The sequence below is a fragment of the Promicromonospora soli genome (assembly GCF_014653785.1).
GTDB lineage: Bacteria > Actinomycetota > Actinomycetes > Actinomycetales > Cellulomonadaceae > Promicromonospora > Promicromonospora soli.
Genome location: NZ_BNAS01000006.1, coordinates 41,922 through 63,150, shown reverse-complemented (window position 1 = coordinate 63,150; position 21,229 = coordinate 41,922). Strand labels below are relative to the sequence as shown.

The window sequence follows — 21,229 nt, the reverse complement described above, 5'->3', positions numbered from 1 at the left end:
GGTCAGTCGGCCGCGTCAGTCCTTGACCGCGCCGGCGGTGACGCCCGCGGCCACGTACCGCTGCGCGACGACGAGCAGGATCGCCGCGGGCACCGACGCGACGACGGCGGTCGCCATGATCGCGTTCCACTGCGTCGTGTTGTTGCCGATGTAGTTGTAGATGCCGAGCGTGATCGGGATGAGCTCGCCGTTGCGGTTGAGGGTCGAGGCGAAGATGAAGTCCGACCACGCCCAGAGGAACGCGAACAGCGACACCGTGAGCGTCGAGTTGCGGCTCACCGGCAGCACTATCGAGCGGAAGGTGCGCCATGGCCCCGCGCCGTCGACCCGTGCCGCCTGCAGCAGCTCGCGCGGGATGCCCGACATGAACGCCGTGTACAGCAGCACGCCGAACGGCACCGCGACCGTCGAGTCCGCGACGATCAGCCCGCCGACCGTGTTGAGCAGGCCGAGGCTGTTGTAGACCGCGTAGAAGCCCATGGCCATGACGACGGCGGGGACCATCTGCGCGACCAGCAGCAGGAAGTTCAGGGTGCGCCCGCCGCGGAGGTTCAGCAGCGCGAGCGCGTACCCGGCCGGCGCGGCGATCAGCACGGTGAGCGCGACGCAGCCGAGCCCCACCAGCAGGCTCGTCCCCAGAGCCGGGAGCTGCTGCTGGAACACCGCCGCGTACCCCTCGAACGTCGGGTTCCAGGGGAACCAGTGCGGCGGGTCGGCGCGCAGGTCGCTGGTCTGCGTGAGGGAGACGTTCACCATCCAGTAGACGGGGAACAGCATGAACGCGGTGAAGACGAGGCCCAGGGCGGTCTTCCACCAGGGCTTCCGCCACGCCTCGTTGCGGGGACGAGTGCCGGTCATGAGTCCTCCTGACGGCGCTGGAGCTGCAGGTGCAGGAACCCGAAGACGAGCGCGATGAGAATCAGCACGTTGCCCACCGCTGCGGCGGGTGAGAAGTCCGGCTGACCGGTGCCGAACGCCTCCCGGTAGGACCAGATGGCGAGCGTCGTAGAGGCGTTGCCCGGCCCGCCCGTGGTCATGATCCAGATGACGTCCACGACCTTGAGCGTGTAGATCAGCCCCAGCAGGATCGTGATCGCCGAGACGGGACGCAGGAGCGGGAACGTGATGCTCCAGAACTGCTTCCACGGACCGGCGCCGTCGAGAGACGCGGCCTCGTACACCTCCCCCGGGATGTTCTGCAGCCCGGAGTAGAGGATCACGAGGTTGAACGGGATGCCGAGCCAGATGTTGGCGATGGTCACCGAAAGCAGCGCCGTGTCCGGCGACGTCAGCCAGTTGATCTGCTCGGCGCCGAACGCTCCCAGCACCGAGTTGACTATGCCGTTGTCGCTGTTGAGCATCCACGCCCAGGTCGACGCCGAGACGATGAGCGGCAGCAGCCACGGCACCAGGAACATCGCGCGCAGCACGCCGGAGAGCCGGAACCCGGACCGGAAGAAGACCGCCAGCGCCAGGCCGATCGCGTACTGGAACACGATCGAGACGACGGTGAAGACCGCGGTGTTCCAGAGGGCCATCGGGAACGTCGCCGAGCTGAACACCTCGGCGTACTTCTCGAACCCGACGAACTCGGCGTTGCCCTGGACGAACGCGCGGATCGTGTAGTCGTGGACGCTGAGGTCGATGTTGCGCCAGAGCGGGTAGGCGTAGAAGAGGATCAGGTACACGAGCAGCGGCGCGGCGAATCCGGCGGCGGCCCACTGGGAGGCCGCCGGGCCACGGCGCCGCCGCGGTCGCAGCGGCACCTGGCCCACGCCCGGGGGCGCGCCCGCCGTGGCCGTGGCCTCGGTGGTGGTCATCACGGGATCCTTAGTCGTTGCGGTCGGCTAGGGGTGGTCGTGCAGACGCACGGGCCACTGAAGGTGACCCGTGCGTCTGACACGGGCTTGCCAGGTGGTGCCGAGGTCAGCTGGTCCCGGCCTCGGCGTCGGCCTGCGCGGTCTCGAGCGCCTCTTGCGGAGTCGCGGCACCGGACAGCGCGTTCTGCACAGCGGTCCACAGCGCCTCGGAGATCACCGGGTAGTCGGCGCCCAGGTCGTCGCTCGTGCGGCCCTTCGCGTTGCGCACGGCCTCGACCCACGGCTCGAGGTCCGGCTTCTCTGTGAGCAGCGCCTCCTGGCCGTCCGCCGTCGGCGGGATGTAGTACGCGAAGGTGGTCGCCGTCTCGACGAAACCCTCGGGCGTCGTCATGCACTCGACGATCTGCCGGGTGGCCTCGTAGCGTGCGGTGTCCTCCTGCACCGGCGCCATGATGAACTCGCCGCCCGTCGGTGCCGGCGCGACGCCGCCGTCGCGCCCGGGAAGCTGGACGGTCCCGGCCTCGAAGTCGGCCCCGGCGGCGCTGTCGACCTGCCAGGTGCCGTTCACGGCGAAGCCGAAGTCCCCGGTGAGGAACTCCTCCCACACGGTGTTCTGCGAGTTGTTGATCACCGAGTTGGGCGCGTAGCCCTCGTCGAGCCAGCCCTTCCACAGCTCGAGCGCCTCGACGGCCTCCGGCGAGTCGAGGTCACGCAGGTCGGCGCCGGCGCCCCAGAACCAGGGAAGGAACTGGAACGACCCCTCCTCGGTGCCGATGCCCGCGAACGTGATGCCCTTGTGCCCGCCGCCGGTCACCTCACCGAGGGCCGCCGTGAGCGAGTCCCAGTCGGTGATCGACGCCGGGTCCACGCCGGCGTCCTTCAGGATGTCGGCGTTGTAGTAGAGCGACAGCGTGTTCGCCCCGATCGGGATGCCGTACGTCTCGCCGTCGACGACGCCGGCCGCGAGCAGGTTCTCGTCGAGGTCGGAGATGTCGAGGCCGAACTCCTCGACGGTGGTGAGCATGCCCGTGTCCGCGAGGGTGGAGACCGCCGGGTTGTCGAGCAGGATGACGTCGGGCGACGTGCCCTCCTGCGCGGCGAGCAGCGCCTGGTTGGTCAGCGCGGTCGTGTCGTAGGCGGTCCGCTCGATGGTGACGCCGGCCTCCTCGCCGCAGGCCTGGACGCGGCCCGCCCAGTCCGACGAGTCGTCGTGCTGGGGGTACGGGTCCCACCAGGTGTAGGTGGTGTCCTCGCTGCCGGCCTCGCCGCCGCCGGCAGCGGCGCCGCCGGACGAGCAGGCGCCGAGCACGCCGACCAGTGAGAGTGCGGCGAGGGCCGCGAGGGTGGTGGGCTTGCGCCTCGGGTGGTGCATGGTTCCTCCTTGAACGTCTCCGGCCTGACGGCATCGTCGGCCGGACGGTGGTACTTGGGGCTGGTGCTGGGGATGGGGATCAGGCCGTCCGGGGCACGCCTGTGCTGCCGCGGTCGACAAGCTCTGGGGTCACGAAGCGCACGACGTGCGGCTCGTCGGCTGCCACCTCGCCCTCGATGCGGCGCACGAGCTGCCGCACGGCCATCCGGCCGAGCCGGTCCGGCGCGCTCTCGATCGAGGAGTAGGGCAGGGAGAAGGTGCGGGCGAACTCGTCCGAGTACCGCCCCACCACCGACAGGTCCTTCGGAGCCGTCAGGCCCCGCTCGTGCAGGACGGTGGGCAGCGCGGCCGCCGCGGCCTCGTTGTTGATCAGCAGCCCCGTGACTGCGGGATGCGCGTCGAGCAGGGCGTTCAGGTCCCGGCCGACGTCGGGCTGGTGCGACGAGCCGGAGGTGGTGTGCAGCGTGATCCCGCGCGCCTTGGCCGCCTCGAGGGCAGCGTTCTGCAGGCGCCACACGTACGCGCCGCCCCGCTCGGTGACGTGCTCGGGCTGCGACACGAGGGCGACCTCGCGGTGCCCGAGCCGGTGCAGGTGGTCCACCATGAGGCGGCCCGCCTCCTCGAAGTCGAGGTCGAAGACGTCCACACCGGTGCAGTCGGCGGGCAGCCCGACGAGCGCGCCGGGCTGGCCCGCGGCCCGCAGGATCGGCAGGCGCTCGTCCCGCTCGGCCACATTGAGCAGCACGACGCCGTCGACCATCCGCGAGTCGGTGATCCGGCGCAGGGCGCGCGTGCCGTCGGCCTCGGTGACCAGCAGGATGTCGTAGCCGAGCTCGCGAGCCGTGTTGGAGACGCCGAGCATGTACTGGAGCATCGCCGGGGCGAACTCGTCCTCGAGGAACTGGGCGAGCAGCCCGATCACCATCGTCTGCGACGTGGCCAGGGCGCGCGCACCGGCGTTCGGCGTGTAGCCGAGCTCCCGCACGGCCTCCTCGACGCGTCGGCGCACGTCCGCCGAGATCGCCCGCTTGCCCGACAGTGCGTACGACGCCGTGCTGCGCGACACCCCTGCCGCCTGGGCGACATCCCCGATGGTGGCCACTCCGCCTCCTCTTCTCCAACTCGCATCCGTTGCGAACCGGTTCGAATCTAGCCACAGATCCCGGTGGAGCGCAAGGTGGGACATTTTGGCCACTTGCGGCGCACATCGTTCGAAACTAGCGTCGTGGTGAACCTGAATGTCGAACCGGTTCGAACTCTCAACGAGGAGATTCCATGAAGCGAGCCCTGCCCGCTCTGCCCAAACGAGCCTTGTCCCGCGCCAGCATCCTCGCCCTCGTCCTGGGCGCCACGCTGGTCTCCCCCGCCGGTCCGGCCCACGCCGCCGGCAACACCCTCACCGTCGACGTCGGCACCGTGGTGCGGCCCGTGACCCACGTCGGGTCGGGCGGCCTCTACGGCGTCGGCTCGGACACGAAGCCCACGACCGACCAGCTCCTGCCGCTGAGCCCGAACGGGTTCACGCAGCCCGCGCCGGGCACCACCCACCTGGGCAACGGCGCCACGGAGCCCTGCTGCGACGCGCTCCACGTCGCTGACAACATCACCCGCGCCGGCGCGCAGCAGTTCATCCGCATGCCGGACATCTACCCGTCGTTCCCCTACCGGTGGCAGGGCTGGGCGGACTGGGAGCAGAAGGTCCGGACCATGGTCCAGGCCCGCCTCGCGGCCACGTCGACGACGAACATCCGCGGCTGGGAGCTGTGGAACGAGCCCGACTGGACGTGGGACACCGCCGCGGCGGGATCGTTCAACTCCGGCTGGACGCGCACGTTCAACGTGATCCGGTCGCTCGACTCGGTGACGCCCATCGTCGGGCCCAGCGACGCGGTCTACAACCACGACCGGATGCTGTCGTTCCTGACGAACGCGCGGAACACGAACACGCTGCCCGACGTCATCGTCTGGCACGAGCTCGACGACATGAACTGGAACGCTTTCGACGACCACGTGGCTGACTACCGGGCCATCGAGAGCTCGCTCGGCATCAGCCCGCGCCCGATTGCGATCAACGAGTACAACTCGTTCAACCAGATGGACATCCCGAGCGTGGCGGTGCACTGGATCTCGGTGCTGGAGCGGCACGGCGCGCGCGGGAGGCGCACCGCGCGTACTGGTTCGAGGCCGGCACGTTCGACGGCCTGTTCACGCTCAGCGGCCAGCCGACCGCCTCGTACTGGGCCTACCGCTGGTACGGCGCGATGGCGGGCAACGTCGTGCGCACCACACCGCAGAGCTGGCTCGATGGCGTGGCGGCGTACGACTCGAGCCGCAAGATCGTCAACGTCGTCCTCGGCGGGGACAGCGGCAACAACAGCGTGCGGGTCAACGGGCTGGGATCGTTCGGCTCGTCGGTCCAGGTGACGGTGAACGCGGTACCCGGCAGCGGGCGGAACACCCAGGTGTCGGCCCCGACCGTGCTGTCATCGTCGACCATGAACGTCTCGAACGGCACGGTCACGGTCCCGGTGAACGGGATGACGGCGGAGGGCGCCTACCAGGTGGTCGTCACGCCCGCAGGCGGCCCGACGTCGAGCTGGCAGCAGGTCTACGAGGCCGAGAACGCGAACGTCGTGAACGCCCAGACCCGCGGCTCCTCGGCCGCGTCGAACGGCTCGTACGTCGGCGGGATCGACGGCTCGGCGGACATGCGCTCGCACAGCTTCGTGGACTTCACGGTGAACGTTCCGACGGCCCGCAGCTACACGATGGCCATCCGGTATGCGAACGGCACGGGGTCGACGTCGACCCACGGGCTGGCCTACAACGGCGGCGCCTGGTCCACCGTGTCCTATCCGGCGACGGCGGGCTGGGGCCAGTTCTCGACAAGGAACGTGACGGTCTCGCTCCGGGCCGGGTACAACGTGATCCGGCTCGCGAAGGGCTCGCCGAACTTCTCGGGTGGCACGGGCTACGCCGAGATCGACAGCATCACGCTGTCGTAGGCCCACTTCGGATCGGAGACCGCGGCCCTGACTCGGCGACGCACCAGGTACACGGTGCACCAGGTACACACCGAGTCAGGCCCGCGGTCCGCACGTGGTGCCGGCTCAGGCCTGCCGGTTGGCCATGCCGAGGTACTCACCGAGCTTGTACTCGAGGTCGAGCCCGAGCTGGGCGGCGAAGGCCTCGAACCCGGCGGCGCGGGACAGGAATCCGGGCAGCGTGAGCGAGTGGGCGAACTCGCCGTAAGCGGTGACGAGGTCTGCGTCCGGCGGCAGCGACGCGCGGTTCACCATGGCCTTGGCCGACGCGAGGGAGGTCCTGTCGAACGAGGCGAGGCGAGCGGCCATCGTGTCGACGAAGCCGTCGAGCTCGGAGTCGGGCAGAGCCCGTGTCACCCAGCCCCAGCGCTCGGCGGTGTCGGCGTCATAGTCGTCGCTGCTCAGGATCACCTCGAGCGCGCGATCCCGGCCGATGAACCGGGGCAGTCGCTCGGTGCCACCACCACCCGGCAGCAGGCCGCCGCCGACCTCCGGCTGACCGAAGATCGCCTTCTCACGGCTCGCGTAGCGCAGGTCGAGCGCGAGCGTCAGCTCGTTGCCGCCACCACGGGTCCGTCCTCGGATCGACGCGATCGTGATGTACGCAGCCTTGGACAGCCGCAGCACGATGTCCGTCCAGATCGGCACTGCGCCCTCGCCCTCCGGCGTCGGGAACTCGGCTGCGGCCGCGAGGTCGAAGTGGTTGAAGAAGAAGTCCGGCGTGCTGCTGTCGAAGACGACTACCTGGATTTCCGGGTCGGCCTCGAGCTCACGGGTGATCTCGTCGAGCCGACGAACGGTTTCGCCGACGATCAGGTTCACGGGCGGGTTCTCGAACGTGATCCTTGCGATCTGTGGTGTGGTGCGTACGAACGTGATGGTGCTCTGCTCGGACATGGGTCCGCTCCGTTCACTGCGATGACGGTTCTGGGTGGCCCGGCTGGTGGGCCATTTCAGACTACACTCATTTATGAGTGGCGTCATCTTTCTACGAGACGGGCGCCTCGGGCGACCCCGCGCCGGCGCCCCTCCACAACCGGCAGGTCAACCGGTTGCCGGTGTACTGCGCAGGCAGATTTCACCTCTTTACAGTCCGCACGGCCCGCGCCCCAGCGCGCGTCAGTACGAGCCGGAAGCTTCCGAGGGGGACCTGTGCTTCGCACTCACTTCACCGCGGCCGATCTGGTGCGCACGTGGAGACCGTGCCGTCCACCGGCAAGCAACGTCTGCGCGCCGAGGTTGCCCGGCTCCCGGGCCGCGGCCGGGGAACCCCGCCCTGGCTCGACGACGTAGCGGCGGGCCGACCTGCCGCCCTGAACCGGCTCGGCGTCGCGATGCGGCGATACCACCAGGCGGTGGTGGCCCCGTATGTCGGCCAGGCGGCGGCTGTCGCCGGCCAATGGGTGACCGGACTGGCGAACGACGCGTTGGCGCACGGCGTCGGCGCAGTACAAAGCACCCTGGGCCCGACCACCCGCTGGCGCGCCCCGGTCCTGGAGGTCGACTACCCCGTCAGGCGGGACGTCCACCTTGACGGGCGCGGGCTGTCTCTCGTCCCCACGTTCTTCGGCGTCAAGCATCCGATCACGCTGGCCGACCCACAGCTGCAACCCGTACTGGTCTACCCGGTCAGCCGCGAACCGTTCTGGCGCCCGCTCCTGACCACCGATGGCCAGGCCGACGCCCTGAGCGAGCTGCTGGGGGAAACCCGCGCCACGGTGCTCCGGCTGATCGACACCGAGCTGACCACCACGACGCTCGCCGCGCTGGCCATGACCTCGCCCTCCACGGTCAGCCGGCATACCGCGATACTCCGCCGAGCCGGGCTGATCACCACCCGCCGGAGCGGCACCGGCGTGCTCCACAGGCGCACAGCGCTGGGCGCGTCCCTGGTCCAGGGCGGCTGAGCTCAGCCGGAGCCCGAACCCGCCAGGTCGTCGAGAAAGCGCGTGACGACCTCACGCTCCTTGGACGTGAGCCGCGCGGCGGCGTCGAACCGGCGGGCGTGGCTGCGCCCCACTGTCTCTCGCGCCGCCCGCCGCGTCTCCTCCGTCACCTCGATGGCGAGGCTGCGCCGGTCGGAGGGATGCGGGAAGCGCCGCACGTGGTCGCCCGCGGCCAGCCGGTCGATCAGCTTCGTGGTCGACGCCGTCGTGATGCCCAGGTGCTCGGCGATCGCGCCCGGGGTCACGACGCGGCCGTGGTTCTGCATGGCGATGATGAAGCGCAGGGCCCGCATATCGGTCTCGCCGAGCTTCATGTAGCGCCGCGAGGCCTCGCTCATGCGGCGCTCGGTCTCGCGCCACCGGCGCAACGCCTCCAGGACACGCACCACCTGGTCGACGTCGGCGTCGTCCATACCCGCGCGCCGCACGATCTCCTGGTCGGGATCCATCACGCGGGGGTCCAACATCGACAGCTCCGCCTGGTCGCGCGCCACGGGTTCAGGATCCACGCTCAAATATTAGCCCTTCGCTTATTGCGTGTTGTGCTTGAATATAGCCTGGCTAGCGAAATTCATCGCACGAGACCCAGGAGGTGCCGGCCCATGCGGCTCTGGTCGTGGCTGCGCGTGACGCTCCCGGCCGTGCTCATTCTCGTCTGGCTCGTGGGCGCGGCGATCGGGGGCCCGTACTTCGGCCGGGTCGACGAGGTGTCCTCCAACGACCGCACCGCCTACCTGCCGGCGACCGCGGAGGCGACGGAGGTGCAAGAGCGGCTCTCGGGCTTCACCGAGGGCGACGCCGTGCCGGCCGTCGTCGTCTTCGTCCCTGCCAAGGGGTCCAACGGGCTCACCGAAGACGAGCTCACCACAATCGGCGAGCGGCTGACGGCGGCGGCCGACCTGGACGCCGTGGGCGGCGACGTCTCCCCCGCCATCCCCGCCGACGACGGCGCCGCGGCCCAGGCCTTCGTGCCCCTGTCCGTCTCCGCCGACCTCGGCGACGCCACCGCGGAGCTGCGCGACACCTTGCGCACCGGCCTGCCCGACGGGGTCGACGTGTACATCACGGGGCCGGCCGGCTTCACCAGCGACCTGGTGTCGGCGTTCGCCGGCATCGACGGCATCCTGCTCGGCGTCGCCCTCGCGGCGGTCCTGGTGATCCTCGTCGTCGTCTACCGCTCCCTGCTGCTCCCGCTGGCCGTGCTCGCGACGAGCCTGTTCGCACTGTGCCTGGCGCTGCTCACGGTCTGGCACCTCGCGCGCGCCGGAGTGCTGCTGCTCAGCGGTCAGACACAGGGCATCCTCTTCATCCTGGTCATCGGGGCGGCGACCGACTACGCCCTCCTGTACGTCGCGCGCTTCCGCGAGGAGCTCGTGCACACCCCGGACCGGTGGACCGCCACCTGGCGCGCCCTGCGCGGCTCGTACGAGCCGATCCTCGGGTCGGGCGGCACCGTCATCGCGGGCCTGCTCTGCCTGCTGCTGAGCGAGCTGCGCTCCAACAGCGCTCTCGGCCCGGTCGCCGCCGTCGGCATCGCCTTCGCGATGCTCGCCGCGCTCACCCTGCTGCCGGCACTGCTGCTCGCGCTCGGCCGCGCGGCGTTCTGGCCCCGTCGCCCCACGTACGACCCCGCCGCCGCGCGGGCCGGCGCCAACGACGGCGGCCTGTGGGGACGGCTCTCGCGCGGCGTCCGAGCCCGGCCCCGGACCATCTGGATCACGACGGCGGCGGCCCTGGCCCTCGGCTGCGCGGGGATCACCCAGCTGCAGGCGTCGGGCGTGCCGCAGTCGGAGGTCGTACTCGGCGCGTCCGAGGCGCGTACCGGTCAGGAGCGGCTCGCGGAGCACTTCCCCGCCGGTTCCGGGAGCCCGGTCTACGTCGTCGCGCCCGAGGACAAGACGCAGCGAGCTGCCGACGTCCTCTTGCGGGAGGACGGCATAGCGCAGGTGGCGGTCACCGCCGACACCCCCAGCGGGACCGCCCCGGTGACCGCGGACGGCATCGAGGCGCAGGGTCCGCCCGGGACGCCGGCGCCCGAGCCGGTCGTTTCCGACGGCATGGTGCTGCTCCAGGGCACACCCGGCGACGCCGCGGACTCGGCGGCCGCCGAGCAGACCGTCCGGGACCTTCGCGCGGCTTACGCCGGCACCGTTCCCGAGGCCCTCGTGGGCGGCGAGTCCGCCACGGACCTCGACACGAACGACGCGTCCATCCGCGACCGCGCCCTCATCGTCCCGATCGTGCTCGTCGTGATCCTGCTGATCCTCATGCTCCTGCTGCGCGCCGTGGTGGCGCCCCTGCTCCTCGTCCTCACCACGGTGCTGTCCTTCGGGACGGCCATGGGCGTGGCGGCACTGGTGTTCAACGAGCTGCTCGGCTTCCCCGGCGCCGACCCCGCGGTGCCGCTGTTCGGCTTCGTCTTCCTCGTCGCGCTCGGCATCGACTACAACATCTTCCTGATGACCCGCGTCCGCGAGGAGTCGCTCGCGCACGGCACCCACGAGGGCGTGCTGCGCGGCCTGCGGCTCACCGGAGGCATCATCACGTCCGCGGGCCTGGTGCTCGCCGCGACGTTCACCGCGCTCGCGGTCATCCCGGTGCTCTTCCTCGCGCAGCTCGCGTTCATCGTGGCGTTCGGTGTACTGCTCGACACGTTCGTCGTCCGCTCGCTGCTCGTCCCCGCTCTCGCCTACGACGTCGGCCGGGCGATCTGGTGGCCGTCGACGCCGGCGCGCCAGGGCCGGTAGACGAGGCCCGCGAGCACCCGGTCCAGCCCGCCACCGGGCCCTCAGCCCGCCGCCGGGCCGAACCGCTCGGTCCGGATCCGGGCCGGGTCGTGGCCGTGGGCCACGAGCATGCTCGCGACCGCCTCCACGAATCCGGTCGGGCCGCAGACGTACACCCGAGGCTCCAGCTCCGGCGGCCAGCCCCACGACGCCAGCTCGGACGAGGTGAGGCGTCGCGGACCCCGCAAGGCCGTGAGGGAGACCGCCCGCGTGAAGATCGTGCTGGCCTCGAACCCGTCGCCGCGGGCGGCGAGCGCCGCCAGCTCGTCCGTGTACAGCTGGTCCTCCGCCGTGCGGACGGAGTAGATCAGCCGGAACGGGGTGCGGTCGCCGGCCTCCCGGCGGGCGCGGGCCATGGACATGACCGGGACCAGCCCCGAGCCGCCCGCCACGAGCAGCACCGGGGTGCCCGCGTCGCGCACGGGGTCCCAGACGAACCAGCCGCCGATGGGTCCGCGGACCTCGATCGAGGACCCGGGTGGAAACACGTCGACGAGGTACGGCGACACCTCGCCGTCAGCGACGCGCTGGACGGTGACCTCGACGCGGCCGGCGTCGGGCGGCGTGGGGCCGCTCGCGACGGAGTACGAGCGCTCGGCGGTGTAGCCGTCCGGGGCGGTGAGGCGCAGGTCGAGGTGCTGACCGGCCTGGTGACCCGGCCATCCGGGCACGTCCAGCACGAGGGTCTCCGCGGAGGGGCTCTCGGCGCGCCGGTCCACCAGGGTGGCGACCTGCCAGCCGCTGGGGACGGCGTAGCGCGCACCGAGCCGCGCGCCGACCGCTTCAGTCACCCTGGTACCTCTGCTCGCGCCAGGGGTCGCCGAGGTCGTGATAGCCGAGCTTCTCCCAGAAGCCGGGCCGGTCCACCGGCATGAGCGTGAGCGAGCGCACCCACTTGGCCGACTTCCAGAAGTACAGGTGCGGCACCAGCAGCCGCGCCGGGCCGCCGTGCTCGGGGTGCAGCGGCTTTCCGTCGAAGGTGTGCGCGATCCACGCCTTGCCGCCCAGCAGGTCCGCAACCGGCAGGTTCGTCGTGTACCCGCCGTAGGAGCCGACCATCGCGAAGTCCGCCGTGGACTCGACGTCCGCGAGCAGCACGTCGAGGGAGACGCCGCGCCAGCGGGTGCCGAACTTGGACCAGCGCGTGACGCAGTGGATGTCCACCGTCGGCTCGTCCTGAGGCAGCGCCATCAGCTCCGCCCACGTCCAGGACCTCGTGGCGCCGGACTCGGCTGTGACGGTGAAGCTCCAGGTCGAGCTGTCGACGTTGGGCGTGGGGCCCGCGGAGAGGACCGGGAAGCCCTCCTCCGCGTACTGCCCGGGCGGCAGCGTCACGCCCTTCGGGCGCGCCCGGCCGCGGAAGCCGGGAGTCAGTGCTGCGCCGGAGCTGAGATCGCTCCCGACAGGATCTGGGCCGCCCGGTGCGGGCGGGTTCGCGCTGGTCATGCCTCAAGGTAGTGCGACGGCGGACGCGCCGTCATCCGTCGGCTGACCGATCCGACGACGGCGGTGCACCTCAGGCCAGGCCCTCCTCGGTCAGCACCTCCTGGGCGATCTTGAACGCCTGGTTGGCGCTGGGCACCGAGCAGTAGATCGCCGTCTGGAGCAGCACCTCCCGGATCTCCTCGACGCTCAGCCCGTTCCGTACGGCGGCGCGCACGTGCGTCTCGAGCTCCTCCCAGTGGCCGCCGGCGACGAGCGCGGTCAGGGTGATCATCGAGCGGCTACGCCGGTCCAGGACGGGCCGGGTCCAGATCTCGCCCCACGCGTACCGCGTGATGAGGTCCTGGAGGTCGGCGGTGAACGGTGTCGTGCCCGCGACGGCACGGTCCACCTGTACGTCACCGAGCACCTCGCGCCGCACGGCCATGCCGTCCTGGTGACGGTCGGCCGTTGGTTCGCTGTCTGTCATGCGGCCACCTTTCCCGCGACGAGGTCGCGTACCAGCGCGGCCACGACCTGCGGCCGCTGACCGATGGCTCAGGTCAGCCCGTGCCGAACCGCGTACATCGCGGCCGAGGTGCGCGAGCGGACATCGAGCTTGATCAGGATGTTGCTGACGTGCCGGTGAACGGTCCGCTCGCTCAGGAAGAGCTGAGCGGCGATCTCGGCGTTCGTCTCGCCCGTGGCGATCAGCCGCAGCACCTCTGCCTCCCGAGAGCTCAGCACGGCAAGGTGAGCGTTCTGAGCCGACATCAGCCCGCGGACCCGGGAGGCGTCCGGCCGGGCGCCGAGCCGTTCGAACGTCGCCAGGGCCGCCCGGAGCTCCATCAGTGCGCCTTCCTCGTCGCCGAGTGCGCGGCACCCCTCCGCGATCCGTACCCCGACCTGGGCGGTCTCGTACGGAGCGTCGAGCTCCCGCCATCGATCTGACGCGTCCCGCAGGCGGGCCAGCGCATCGGCGGGCCGATTCTCCCTCAGCCCGACAGCGCCTCGGGCGGTATGCAGGATGGCCCGCATGGCGGTCGTCGGGTAGGTCTGGGCGATCTTCTCCAGCTCGGTGACGAAGTCCTTGGCCTCATCGACCTGACCCGCGGCGAGGGAGATCTCGACTGCCGCCGGGAGAAGCGCGAGCCGGTCGTCCGCCAGCTGCCGCTCGGTCAGGACCCGCCGCAGACCCGCGCCGGCCGCCTGCGCATCACCCTGGCCGAGCCGGTAGAGCGCGAGGCCAGGCTGGGCCACGCGGCCGAAGGCCGTCGCCTGCTCGAAGGCCTCCTCGACACCCGGCCCCCCTTGGAGCCGGCGCAGCTCCCCGAGCTCGTACCAGGCGTGGCCGACCACCAGCCGCCCGTCCACGGCCAGGTCACGACAGGCCTGCTCGAGCTCGGCCTCGGCCCGCGACCACTCCCCGCGCAGGCGCATCAGCAGCGCGCGATAGATCCGGCAGTTTCCGAAGTACGCGCCTCCCAGCTGGGGCAGCGTTCCGAGCCAGTGGTCCAGGGCGCCCGACCACTCCGTCGCCCGCGCGATCTCCTGCACCTCGTAGCACGAGCCGATCGCGGCGCAGTACATGGCGCTTGCCGTACGCGGCGAGGTCGTCCGGGTCAGGATGCGGACCATCGCCTGATCGAGGAGCGCCAACCCGATCTCGAGCGATCCCAGCTTGAGAGTGGCCCGGCCACGCATCGTGGTGGCGACGGTGATCAGGTCGACGTCGCCGCGGCCGAGCCCCAGCTCCGCAGCCCGATGCAGCAAACCCTCAGCGGTCGCGAAGTCACCTTTCCCGAGGTACCCGTAGGCCATCGGGATCAGGAGCCAGCCGTACTCACCCGACCCTCGCTCTTCCGCCAGCGCCCGGGCTCGCTCGACCCAGCCGGCCGCGGTGGCGAACTCGCCTCGCGCGAAGATGTGAGCACTCCAGAGCCAGTACGCCGCACGCGTAGCCCCGTGGATCTCGCCGGCCTCGGCCCGGACGTCGAAGCACCGGGTCAGGACCGCGACCGCCTCGTCGATCCGCCCGACGACCTGGGCGGACTCGGCCCAGGCTTCCAGGTCCTCGACGGCCAAGGGCGTGGCCCGGTCCGCGGCCGCGTACTCCTCGCTGGCCCGGACCCACCGCGACGCGTGGTGATGCTCGCGAGCGGTACCAACGTCGCTGACGGCGTCGTTCATCGCACTCTCCCCCTGCCGATTCTCCCAGCCGGTGGCACTGGGTAGGAATACCCAGCATCGGCCGCCGGAGGATGGCCCGCTCTGCGGAAGCGACGCAACGGGGAGGCGGGCATCGTTGACCTCAAGCCCCGAATCCAGCGGGGCACCGAACCCGGGAGGACGCCATGAACGCTCCGTTCATCTTCATCGGCACCTACAAGACCAAGCCTGGCAAGAGGGAGGAGTTCAAGAAGCACTTCGAGTGGTTCAGCTCGGAGATCGTCGAGCCCCAGGAGCCGCGGCTGCACTCCTTCTACGGTTACGCTGCGCCGGACTCCGACGACGTCACGATCGTGCAGGTGCATCCGGACGCCGACTCGATGGCGACCCACATGAAGGTGGGGATGGAGCACTTCGCCACCGCCTACGCCGAGTATCTCGAACCGGGCGGCACCATGCAGGTCTACGGACACCTCACCGAGGACCTGATCCGAGCGATGTCCGCCGTCGCGCAGACCAGCGGGGACGCCTCAAGCGTCACGATCCGGGAGCCGTTCACCGGATTCGACCGGCTACCCCGCACGTGAGGGCCCTGCCCGCTCTGTGACCAGGACCACGTCACGTTTCGCCGCGCTGCGTTGTCGATCAGATGAGACCACCAGGAGGTTGTCATGGAGAAGATTCTGATCGTCGGCGGCGGCTACGCCGGCTTCTACACCGCGTGGGGCCTGGAGAAGAAGCTCCGCAGAGGCGAGGCGGAGGTCACCCTCGTCGACCCGCACGGCTACATGACCTACCAGCCGTTCCTGCCGGAAGTCACGGCTGGTTCGATCGAGGCGCGGCACGTGATGGTGTCGCTGCGCAGGCATCTGCGCCGCAGCACCATCATCGCCGGCCACACGACGTCGATCGATCACGCACACCGCACCGCCACAGTCCGCACCAACGACGGCGCCATCCGCGAGATCGGATACGACACGATCGTCGTCACCGCCGGCGCCGTGACCCGCACGTTCCCGGTGCCCGGGATCGCGGAGGAGGCGATCGGGCTCAAGCACGTCGAGGAGGCAGTCGCGATCCGCGACCAGCTCCTGACCGCCTTCGACCGCGCCGCGCTGCTCCCCCCGGGGCCGGAGCGCCGGCGGCTGCTGACGGTCACCGTCGTCGGCGGCGGGTTCACCGGGGTCGAGGTGTTCGGCGAGCTGCTGTCCCTGGCCACGAGCCTGCTGCGCTCCTACCCCGAGCTCAGCTTCGACGACCTGGGCTTCCACCTCGTCGACACGAACGAGCGGATCCTGCCCGAGGTCACCGACGAGCCCGGCCGCTGGGTGGTGCGCCACCTGGAGAAGCGGGGCGCGCACCTCCACCTCGGAACCCACGTCACCTCGGCCGCCGGCGGCCGGATAGTCCTGGCCGACGGCCAGTCCTACGGCAACGGGATGCTGATCTGGGCGGCCGGCAACGGCAGCAACCCCGTCGTAGCGCGGAACACCGACCTGCCGGTCGACGAGCGCGGACTGGTCCGCGTTCGGGCCGACCTCCGCGTCGGCACCGACGATGCGCCTGTCCCCGACGCGTGGGCCGCCGGCGACAACGCCGCCGTGCCGGACCTCGCCTCCGCCGTGCCCGGCGCGCGGACCGTGCCGAACGCGCAGCACGCCGTACGCCAGGGCAAGCTCCTGGCGGCCAACCTGGTCGCCGACCTGCGCGGCAAGAAGGTGCGGCCCTACATCCACCACAGCCTCGGCACCGTCGCGACGCTCGGCATCGGGCAAGGCATCTTCCAGTACCGCCGCCTCGTCATCAAGGGCGTCCTGGCCTGGCTCATGCACCGCGGCTACCACGTGCTGGCCGTGCCGACCTGGGAGCGCAAGATCCGCGTGCTGCTCGTCTGGGCGTCGGCCGCGCTCTTCGGGCGCGACATCATCCCGCTCGCCACGGTGCAGCAGCCGCGGGCCGCGTTCCTCGCGGGCGGAGACCCGTTCGCCGGAGCGGCTGCCGGTGCGCCCGCCCAGGAGACCGCTCCACGGCCCGAGCTGAGCGTGGTGCGCCATGCCGGTTGACCGCCGCCGTCGGCTCACGAAGCTCGCAGCCCTCGCCCCGGCGCGCGCCTCCGCGCTCGCCTCCGCGCTCGCCCGACGGCGGGTGCGGCTGCACTGGTCGAACCTGTTCGGCGTCGTCACCTTCGCCTGCCTGCTCGTCCTGACCGTGACCGGGATACTGCTCGCGTTCCCGTACACGCCGTCGGGCGAGCTCGTCACGTACGACGGCCCCTACGAGCCCCTCCAGGGCGCGACGGTGACCGAGGCCTTTGCCTCGATGATGTACATCTCGTTCGAGCAGACCGGCGGCCTCCTGGTGCGCCAGACGCACCACTGGGCCGCGCTCGTCATGCCCGCCTCGATCATCATGCAGCTGCTCGTCACGTTCTTCTCCGGCGGGTTCCGCCGGCCGCGGCAGCTGAGCTGGGTCCTGCTGGTCGGTGCCTTCATCCTGACTCTCGCCGCCGGCTGGAGCGGTTACGCCCTGCCGGACGACATGCTCTCCGGCACGGGCCTCCGCATCGTGGAGGGCGTGGTGCTCAGCATCCCGTTCATCGGCGTCTGGGCGGCGAACCTGATGTTCGGCGGGCCGTTCCCGGGCCAGATCATCGAGAACCTGTACCCCCTGCACGTGGCCATCGCTCCGGCACTGATCGTCGTGGTCATCGCTGCCCGCGCGGCGCTCGCGCTGAGGCACGGTCAGCCCGAGCAGGCTCGGCCGGAGCCCGTCCCGTCGCTCGGGCTGCGGCTGTGGCCCGACGCCGCGTTCCGCGCCGCGGGGATGGGGGGCATCACCGGCGCCGTGCTCGTGCTGCTCGGTGCGACGTCGACCATCAGCCCCGTCTGGTCGTACGGACCGGCGTCCGTGGGCGAGGTCGGCGCGGGCAGCCAGCCCGACTGGTACATGGGCTTCCTCGACGGTGCGCTCCGACTGGTCCCGGTGGGCTGGGAGACCGAGTGGATGGGGTGGACGGTGACCCTCGCGACGCTGGTCCCCATGGCGGTGGTCGGGCTCTACTTCGGGCTTCTTGTCGTCTACCCGTACGTCGAGTCGTGGGTCAACCAGGACCGCGAGGTGCACAACGTGCTCGACCGGCCGAGGAACGTCCCGGTCCGTACCGGGATCGGCGTCGCCGGCGCGCTCTTCTACGGAGTCCTGTGGGGTGCCGCGAGCGCCGACATCGTGTCCACCGAGTTCAGTGTCAGCTTCGAGTCGGTCATCACTGCGCTGCAGGTCACGCTGTTCGTCGGCCCCCCACTCGCGTTCGAGGTCACCCGGCGCATCTGCATCGGCCTGCAGCGCAAGGACCGCGAGATCGTGCTGCACGGGCACGAGACGGGCCGGATCGTCCGGATGCCGAACGGCGGCTACGCCGAGGTCCACCAGGCGGTCGACGACGCCGAGCGGGCGCGCCTCGCCGTCGTCCCTGTTCCGGCCACGCCGGGCCACGCGGACGGCAACGGCCACCTCAGCGGGCGCGAGCGGCTGCGCGGCGCGCTGTCGCGGCGGTTCGGCACCGGGCATGTCGCTCCCGCCCGGGGCCGAGCCGGCGTGCGCGGCCACCTTTCGCGGTCGGCAGGTTCGTCGTCGGGCCGCTGAACCGGTTCTCGCTTACCGTGGGGGGTGAAATCTCTCCTCGAGGGGGCGCCCATGAATCGGAACCCAACCGGTGGCTCTGCCCCCGCCGGGGCCAAGGTCCGGTCCGCCAGAAGCTTCAGAGACATCCCGACGCGGGCACGAGGGATATCGGCCTCGGTCGAGCCGGTGAGCGAGCTGGCCGGCTGGGCGTACCTGCTGGGCGCGCCTCGACCCGAGTCACCGCGCAGCCGCCGGCTCGCGAGGGTCGGCGGCCTCGTCGCGGTCGGGGCCATCGTGGCGTACCTGTGGTGGAGGGTCACCTTCACCATGCCGACCGGAGGATGGGACAAGACGGCGGCATGGATCCTGGTCAGCTTCGAGGCGCTTCCTCTGCTGGGTCTGATGATCCGTATCGTGACGCTGTGGAACATCGACTGCCGCGCCCCGAAGCCGGTCAGCGAGCTTCCCGCCGGGATGAGGGTGGCGGTTCTCATCCCGACCTACAACGAGCCGGTGGAGGTCATCGCGCCAACGATCGCCGCAGCGTGCGCGCTGCGACCTGCCCATGAGACGTGGGTGCTCGACGACGGCGACCGGGACTGGGTCGAGGAGATGTGCCGGGCGTACGGCGCCCGCTACGTCCGCCGGCCGGTGCACGACCACGCCAAGGCCGGCAACCTCAACCACACTCTCGACCTCATGGCGCGGGAGGCCGCGGACGGAGGCGGCGACGTCGACATCATCGCTGTGCTGGACTGTGACCACGTGCCGCTGCCGACTTTCCTCACCGCCACCCTGGGCTGGTTCGACGATCCCGACATCGCGCTGGTGCAAGGCCCCCAGACGTTCTACAACTCTGGTGCGTTCGACGACGACGGCGTCACCGGGGAGCAGGGCATCTTCTTCCACGTCCTGATGGCGGCCCGCAACCACGACAGCGCCGGACCGTTCTGGTGCGGCTCCACCTCCCTGCTCCGCCTGCGCGCTCTGCGAGAGGTGGGAGGGATCGCCACCGACACGATAGTGGAGGACATGCACACGACCCTGGGCCTCATCCGCGCGGGCTGGAAGACCGTCTACCACAGTCAGACCCTGGCCGTCGGACTGGCGCCCCAGACCCCGGAGCAGTACCTCCTGCAGCGGACCCGGTGGGGCCTGGGCTCCATGCAGGTTCTCGCCAAGGAACGGCTGTGGGCCGCGAAGAGATGGATGTCGTGGCGTAACTACTTCGAGTACCTCAGCGGGACCGTGTGGTGGCTGGAAGGGGTCGTCACGGTCGCGGTGTTTATCCTCCCAGTGGTGATCCTGCTCAGTGGTGCGCAGACGTCGACCGCCGGTCCAGGAGTCTTCGCCGCCGTCTTCGTCGCGATGTTCGTGGTGCGGATGTGGGGCGTGCGGCAGCTCTTCCGGCACCACCTGCACCTTCCGACGTCGTTCGCGCTGCGGATCTTCCGCATCCCTGTGGGATTCTCGTGCCTGTGGTGGCTGGTGACCCGGCGGACCCTCAAGTTCGCGGTGACCCCCAAGGCGGGCGCCGACCTGCGACGACGGAGTCGCCCGCCCCACATCGTGACCGTGCTGATCGCCATCCTCTTCGGGGTGCTGCTCTACGCGCTGGCCGGTGCCCTGGGCTGGGTTCCCTGGCGCGCGACTGCCGGCGCGACGGTGGCGTCGGGCGTCTGGCTGCTGCTGGCCGGGATCGGCCTGGTCTATGGTGCGGCACGGGTCATGGCGCCCGCCTACGCGACGTCACGACGCAACGCGCACCGCGTCGCGGTGCGCGCCAAGGTGGTCATCGACGGCACTGAGGGCGAGCTCGTGGACATCTCGATCGGCGGGGCGGCCGTCCGGTTTCCCGCGGGCACGACGCCGACTGCCCAGGTGGTCGAGCTCAACCTCCCCGGGGCCGCACCCGTGCGGCTGACCGTCGTCCGCACGGTCACAGCGCCGTCGAGCCATGACAAGATCGTGTCGATGAAGGTCGTCCAAGACGACTGGGCCGCATTCCACGCCATCTCGATGTGGCTGTTCCACACCCCGCCAGGCGCAATCGACGGCATTCCCGCGGGGGTGCCCGCCGTTGCCGCAATGCGGCGGCGGCGTACCGCTCGTTCGCTCGGTGTGCTCATCGCGGAGCACAGCCCCGCAGAGAATGTTTGACACATGGACAGCGCTCGATACGGCGAGGAATTCATGGTCTGGTCAGACCTCGAGACCGCGATATCGCACGCCGTCGACCATGACGAGCTCGTGCTGCGTTACCAGCCGATCATCAGCGTCCGGACCGGAGCCCTCGAGGGGTTCGAAGCGCTGGTCCGATGGGATCGGCCGGGACTGGGGCTGCTTCCTCCGGCAGAGTTCATTCCCGCTGCCGAGGAGTCCGCGCTGATCTGCGAGATCGACACGTGGGTGCTGAACAACGCGACGGAGCAGGCCGCCGCCTGGATCAGCACGCACGGACCCCGCTCCCTGACCATGGCCGTCAACGTCTCCGGCCGTCACATCAATGCGCCACGAATCCGGGACGACGTAGCGAACGCCCTGCGGCGCAGCGGCCTCGATCCCGGCCTGCTCGTCGTCGAGGTCACCGAGACCGTGCTGGTCGGCGACGTTCTCGCCGTGGCGAACCTGTGGGAGCTGCGGCGGATGGGTGTCTCTCTGAGCCTGGACGACTTCGGCACGGGACACAGCACCGTCGCCCAGCTCTCTCGTCTCCCCCTGGACATCGTGAAGATCGACAGGAGCTACCTCGACGTCGAGACCACGGCGTCGCGCGAGCGCTTCCGGTCCATGGTGGACACCATCCGTGCCTTCGGCCTGCCGATGGTTGCGGAAGGAGTCGAGCACACGGACCAGTTCGAGCTGCTCAGAGAAACCGGCGTGGAATCCGCTCAAGGCTTCGCCCTGGGTCGACCGCTGACCGCGGCAGAAGTCGACGATCATTGGCTGTCGAATATCCCGTCGGGCCGTATATCTGACGTTTATTGATGCCCCGTGTCATGCTGGCTTTTGGCGGTACGCCCGGCTGATTACCGATTGGTCCGAATAG

19 protein-coding genes are annotated in these 21,229 nt (G+C 70.4%); 9 read left to right on the top strand and 10 right to left on the bottom strand.

Annotated elements, in window-relative coordinates; translation table 11 throughout:
• Positions 1 to 15 precede the first annotated feature (15 nt).
• The 4 genes from IE250_RS18520 to IE250_RS18505 form a co-directional block, all read right to left on the bottom strand.
• Complete coding sequence (locus tag IE250_RS18520) at positions 16 to 858, bottom strand: carbohydrate ABC transporter permease (RefSeq protein ID WP_189670789.1); 843 nt, start codon at positions 856 to 858, stop codon at positions 16 to 18.
• Complete coding sequence (locus tag IE250_RS18515; RefSeq protein WP_189670788.1) at positions 855 to 1,820, bottom strand: carbohydrate ABC transporter permease; 966 nt, start codon at positions 1,818 to 1,820, stop codon at positions 855 to 857. Before IE250_RS18515 ends, IE250_RS18520 begins: the two co-directional genes overlap by 4 nt.
• A 106-nt stretch (positions 1,821 to 1,926) precedes the next feature.
• Positions 1,927 to 3,192, bottom strand: a complete 1,266-nt coding sequence (locus tag IE250_RS18510; RefSeq protein ID WP_189670787.1) for a sugar ABC transporter substrate-binding protein — start codon at positions 3,190 to 3,192, stop codon at positions 1,927 to 1,929.
• 79 nt (positions 3,193 to 3,271) lie between these two features.
• Positions 3,272 to 4,294 carry a LacI family DNA-binding transcriptional regulator gene (locus IE250_RS18505; protein WP_189670786.1) on the bottom strand — a complete coding sequence of 341 codons (1,023 nt, stop codon included), beginning with the start codon at positions 4,292 to 4,294 and terminating at the stop codon, positions 3,272 to 3,274.
• A gap of 173 nt (positions 4,295 to 4,467) precedes the next feature.
• On the opposite strand from IE250_RS18505, the gene IE250_RS18500 reads away from it, so the two are divergent.
• Together IE250_RS18500 and IE250_RS18495 are read left to right on the top strand one after the other, a co-directional pair.
• Positions 4,468 to 5,616, top strand: coding sequence for a glycoside hydrolase 5 family protein (locus IE250_RS18500; protein WP_189670785.1), 1,149 nt, complete (start codon positions 4,468 to 4,470; stop codon positions 5,614 to 5,616).
• Positions 5,502 to 6,197, top strand: coding sequence for a carbohydrate-binding protein (locus IE250_RS18495; protein ID WP_189670784.1), 696 nt, complete (start codon positions 5,502 to 5,504; stop codon positions 6,195 to 6,197). The genes IE250_RS18500 and IE250_RS18495 overlap by 115 nt, the downstream gene beginning before the upstream one ends.
• Before the next feature lie 105 nt (positions 6,198 to 6,302).
• Here IE250_RS18495 and IE250_RS18490 read toward each other — a convergent pair whose 3' ends face one another.
• Positions 6,303 to 7,133 (bottom strand): enoyl-CoA hydratase/isomerase family protein, encoded by an 831-nt coding sequence (locus IE250_RS18490; RefSeq protein WP_189670783.1) that lies wholly within the window; start codon positions 7,131 to 7,133, stop codon positions 6,303 to 6,305.
• A gap of 296 nt (positions 7,134 to 7,429) precedes the next feature.
• Between IE250_RS18490 and IE250_RS18485 the strand changes: the two genes are divergently transcribed.
• Positions 7,430 to 8,143, top strand: a complete 714-nt coding sequence (locus tag IE250_RS18485) for a helix-turn-helix domain-containing protein (protein WP_189670782.1) — start codon at positions 7,430 to 7,432, stop codon at positions 8,141 to 8,143.
• A 2-nt stretch (positions 8,144 to 8,145) separates the two neighbouring features.
• Here the strand turns inward: IE250_RS18485 and IE250_RS18480 are convergent, their stop codons facing one another.
• Positions 8,146 to 8,691 carry a MarR family winged helix-turn-helix transcriptional regulator gene (locus IE250_RS18480; protein ID WP_229872580.1) on the bottom strand — a complete coding sequence of 182 codons (546 nt, stop codon included), beginning with the start codon at positions 8,689 to 8,691 and terminating at the stop codon, positions 8,146 to 8,148.
• Positions 8,692 to 8,784: 93 nt separating this feature from the next.
• On the opposite strand from IE250_RS18480, the gene IE250_RS18475 reads away from it, so the two are divergent.
• Positions 8,785 to 10,929 carry an MMPL family transporter gene (locus tag IE250_RS18475; protein WP_189670781.1) on the top strand — a complete coding sequence of 715 codons (2,145 nt, stop codon included), beginning with the start codon at positions 8,785 to 8,787 and terminating at the stop codon, positions 10,927 to 10,929.
• A 41-nt stretch (positions 10,930 to 10,970) separates the two neighbouring features.
• Here IE250_RS18475 and IE250_RS18470 read toward each other — a convergent pair whose 3' ends face one another.
• The 4 genes from IE250_RS18470 to IE250_RS18455 form a co-directional block, all read right to left on the bottom strand.
• Entirely contained in the window at positions 10,971 to 11,759 is a 789-nt protein-coding gene (locus IE250_RS18470) for a ferredoxin reductase (RefSeq protein WP_189670780.1), read from the bottom strand.
• Complete coding sequence (locus tag IE250_RS18465) at positions 11,752 to 12,414, bottom strand: sulfite oxidase-like oxidoreductase (protein ID WP_229872579.1); 663 nt, start codon at positions 12,412 to 12,414, stop codon at positions 11,752 to 11,754. The genes IE250_RS18470 and IE250_RS18465 overlap by 8 nt, the downstream gene beginning before the upstream one ends.
• Positions 12,415 to 12,484: 70 nt before the next feature.
• A complete protein-coding gene (gene pcaC, locus IE250_RS18460; RefSeq protein WP_189670779.1) occupies positions 12,485 to 12,880 on the bottom strand; it encodes a 4-carboxymuconolactone decarboxylase in 396 nt (131 codons plus the stop codon).
• 68 nt (positions 12,881 to 12,948) lie between these two features.
• Positions 12,949 to 14,580, bottom strand: a complete 1,632-nt coding sequence (locus tag IE250_RS18455; RefSeq protein WP_189670778.1) for a helix-turn-helix transcriptional regulator — start codon at positions 14,578 to 14,580, stop codon at positions 12,949 to 12,951.
• A 164-nt stretch (positions 14,581 to 14,744) separates the two neighbouring features.
• On the opposite strand from IE250_RS18455, the gene IE250_RS18450 reads away from it, so the two are divergent.
• The 5 genes from IE250_RS18450 (at position 14,745) to IE250_RS18430 (ending at position 21,168) form a co-directional block, all read left to right on the top strand.
• Positions 14,745 to 15,146 (top strand): putative quinol monooxygenase, encoded by a 402-nt coding sequence (locus tag IE250_RS18450; RefSeq protein ID WP_189670777.1) that lies wholly within the window; start codon positions 14,745 to 14,747, stop codon positions 15,144 to 15,146.
• Between the two features lie 84 nt (positions 15,147 to 15,230).
• Positions 15,231 to 16,622: an NAD(P)/FAD-dependent oxidoreductase gene (locus tag IE250_RS18445; protein WP_189670776.1), complete on the top strand. Its 1,392-nt coding sequence runs from the start codon at positions 15,231 to 15,233 to the stop codon at positions 16,620 to 16,622.
• Complete coding sequence (locus IE250_RS18440; RefSeq protein WP_229872578.1) at positions 16,612 to 18,201, top strand: cytochrome b; 1,590 nt, start codon at positions 16,612 to 16,614, stop codon at positions 18,199 to 18,201. The genes IE250_RS18445 and IE250_RS18440 overlap by 11 nt, the downstream gene beginning before the upstream one ends.
• A 165-nt stretch (positions 18,202 to 18,366) precedes the next feature.
• A complete protein-coding gene (locus tag IE250_RS18435; RefSeq protein WP_189670775.1) occupies positions 18,367 to 20,340 on the top strand; it encodes a glycosyltransferase family 2 protein in 1,974 nt (657 codons plus the stop codon).
• A gap of 3 nt (positions 20,341 to 20,343) precedes the next feature.
• On the top strand, positions 20,344 to 21,168 hold the full coding sequence (locus IE250_RS18430) for an EAL domain-containing protein (RefSeq protein WP_189670774.1): 825 nt from the start codon (positions 20,344 to 20,346) through the stop codon (positions 21,166 to 21,168).
• The last annotated feature ends 61 nt before the right edge of the window (positions 21,169 to 21,229 follow it).

Excerpts from the sequence above, each read along its gene's own strand:
- IE250_RS18520 (WP_189670789.1), bottom strand. The coding sequence starts at position 858 with ATGACCGGCACTCGTCCCCGCAACGAGGCGTGGCGGAAGCCCTGGTGG.
- IE250_RS18515 (WP_189670788.1), bottom strand. The coding sequence starts at position 1,820 with ATGACCACCACCGAGGCCACGGCCACGGCGGGCGCGCCCCCGGGCGTG.
- IE250_RS18510 (WP_189670787.1), bottom strand. The coding sequence starts at position 3,192 with ATGCACCACCCGAGGCGCAAGCCCACCACCCTCGCGGCCCTCGCCGCA.
- IE250_RS18500 (WP_189670785.1), top strand. The coding sequence starts at position 4,468 with ATGAAGCGAGCCCTGCCCGCTCTGCCCAAACGAGCCTTGTCCCGCGCC.
- IE250_RS18490 (WP_189670783.1), bottom strand. The coding sequence starts at position 7,133 with ATGTCCGAGCAGAGCACCATCACGTTCGTACGCACCACACCACAGATC.
- IE250_RS18475 (WP_189670781.1), top strand. The coding sequence starts at position 8,785 with ATGCGGCTCTGGTCGTGGCTGCGCGTGACGCTCCCGGCCGTGCTCATT.
- IE250_RS18465 (WP_229872579.1), bottom strand. The coding sequence starts at position 12,414 with ATGACCAGCGCGAACCCGCCCGCACCGGGCGGCCCAGATCCTGTCGGG.
- pcaC (WP_189670779.1), bottom strand. The coding sequence starts at position 12,880 with ATGACAGACAGCGAACCAACGGCCGACCGTCACCAGGACGGCATGGCC.
- IE250_RS18455 (WP_189670778.1), bottom strand. The coding sequence starts at position 14,580 with ATGAACGACGCCGTCAGCGACGTTGGTACCGCTCGCGAGCATCACCAC.
- IE250_RS18450 (WP_189670777.1), top strand. The coding sequence starts at position 14,745 with ATGAACGCTCCGTTCATCTTCATCGGCACCTACAAGACCAAGCCTGGC.
- IE250_RS18445 (WP_189670776.1), top strand. The coding sequence starts at position 15,231 with ATGGAGAAGATTCTGATCGTCGGCGGCGGCTACGCCGGCTTCTACACC.
- IE250_RS18440 (WP_229872578.1), top strand. The coding sequence starts at position 16,612 with ATGCCGGTTGACCGCCGCCGTCGGCTCACGAAGCTCGCAGCCCTCGCC.
- IE250_RS18430 (WP_189670774.1), top strand. The coding sequence starts at position 20,344 with ATGGACAGCGCTCGATACGGCGAGGAATTCATGGTCTGGTCAGACCTC.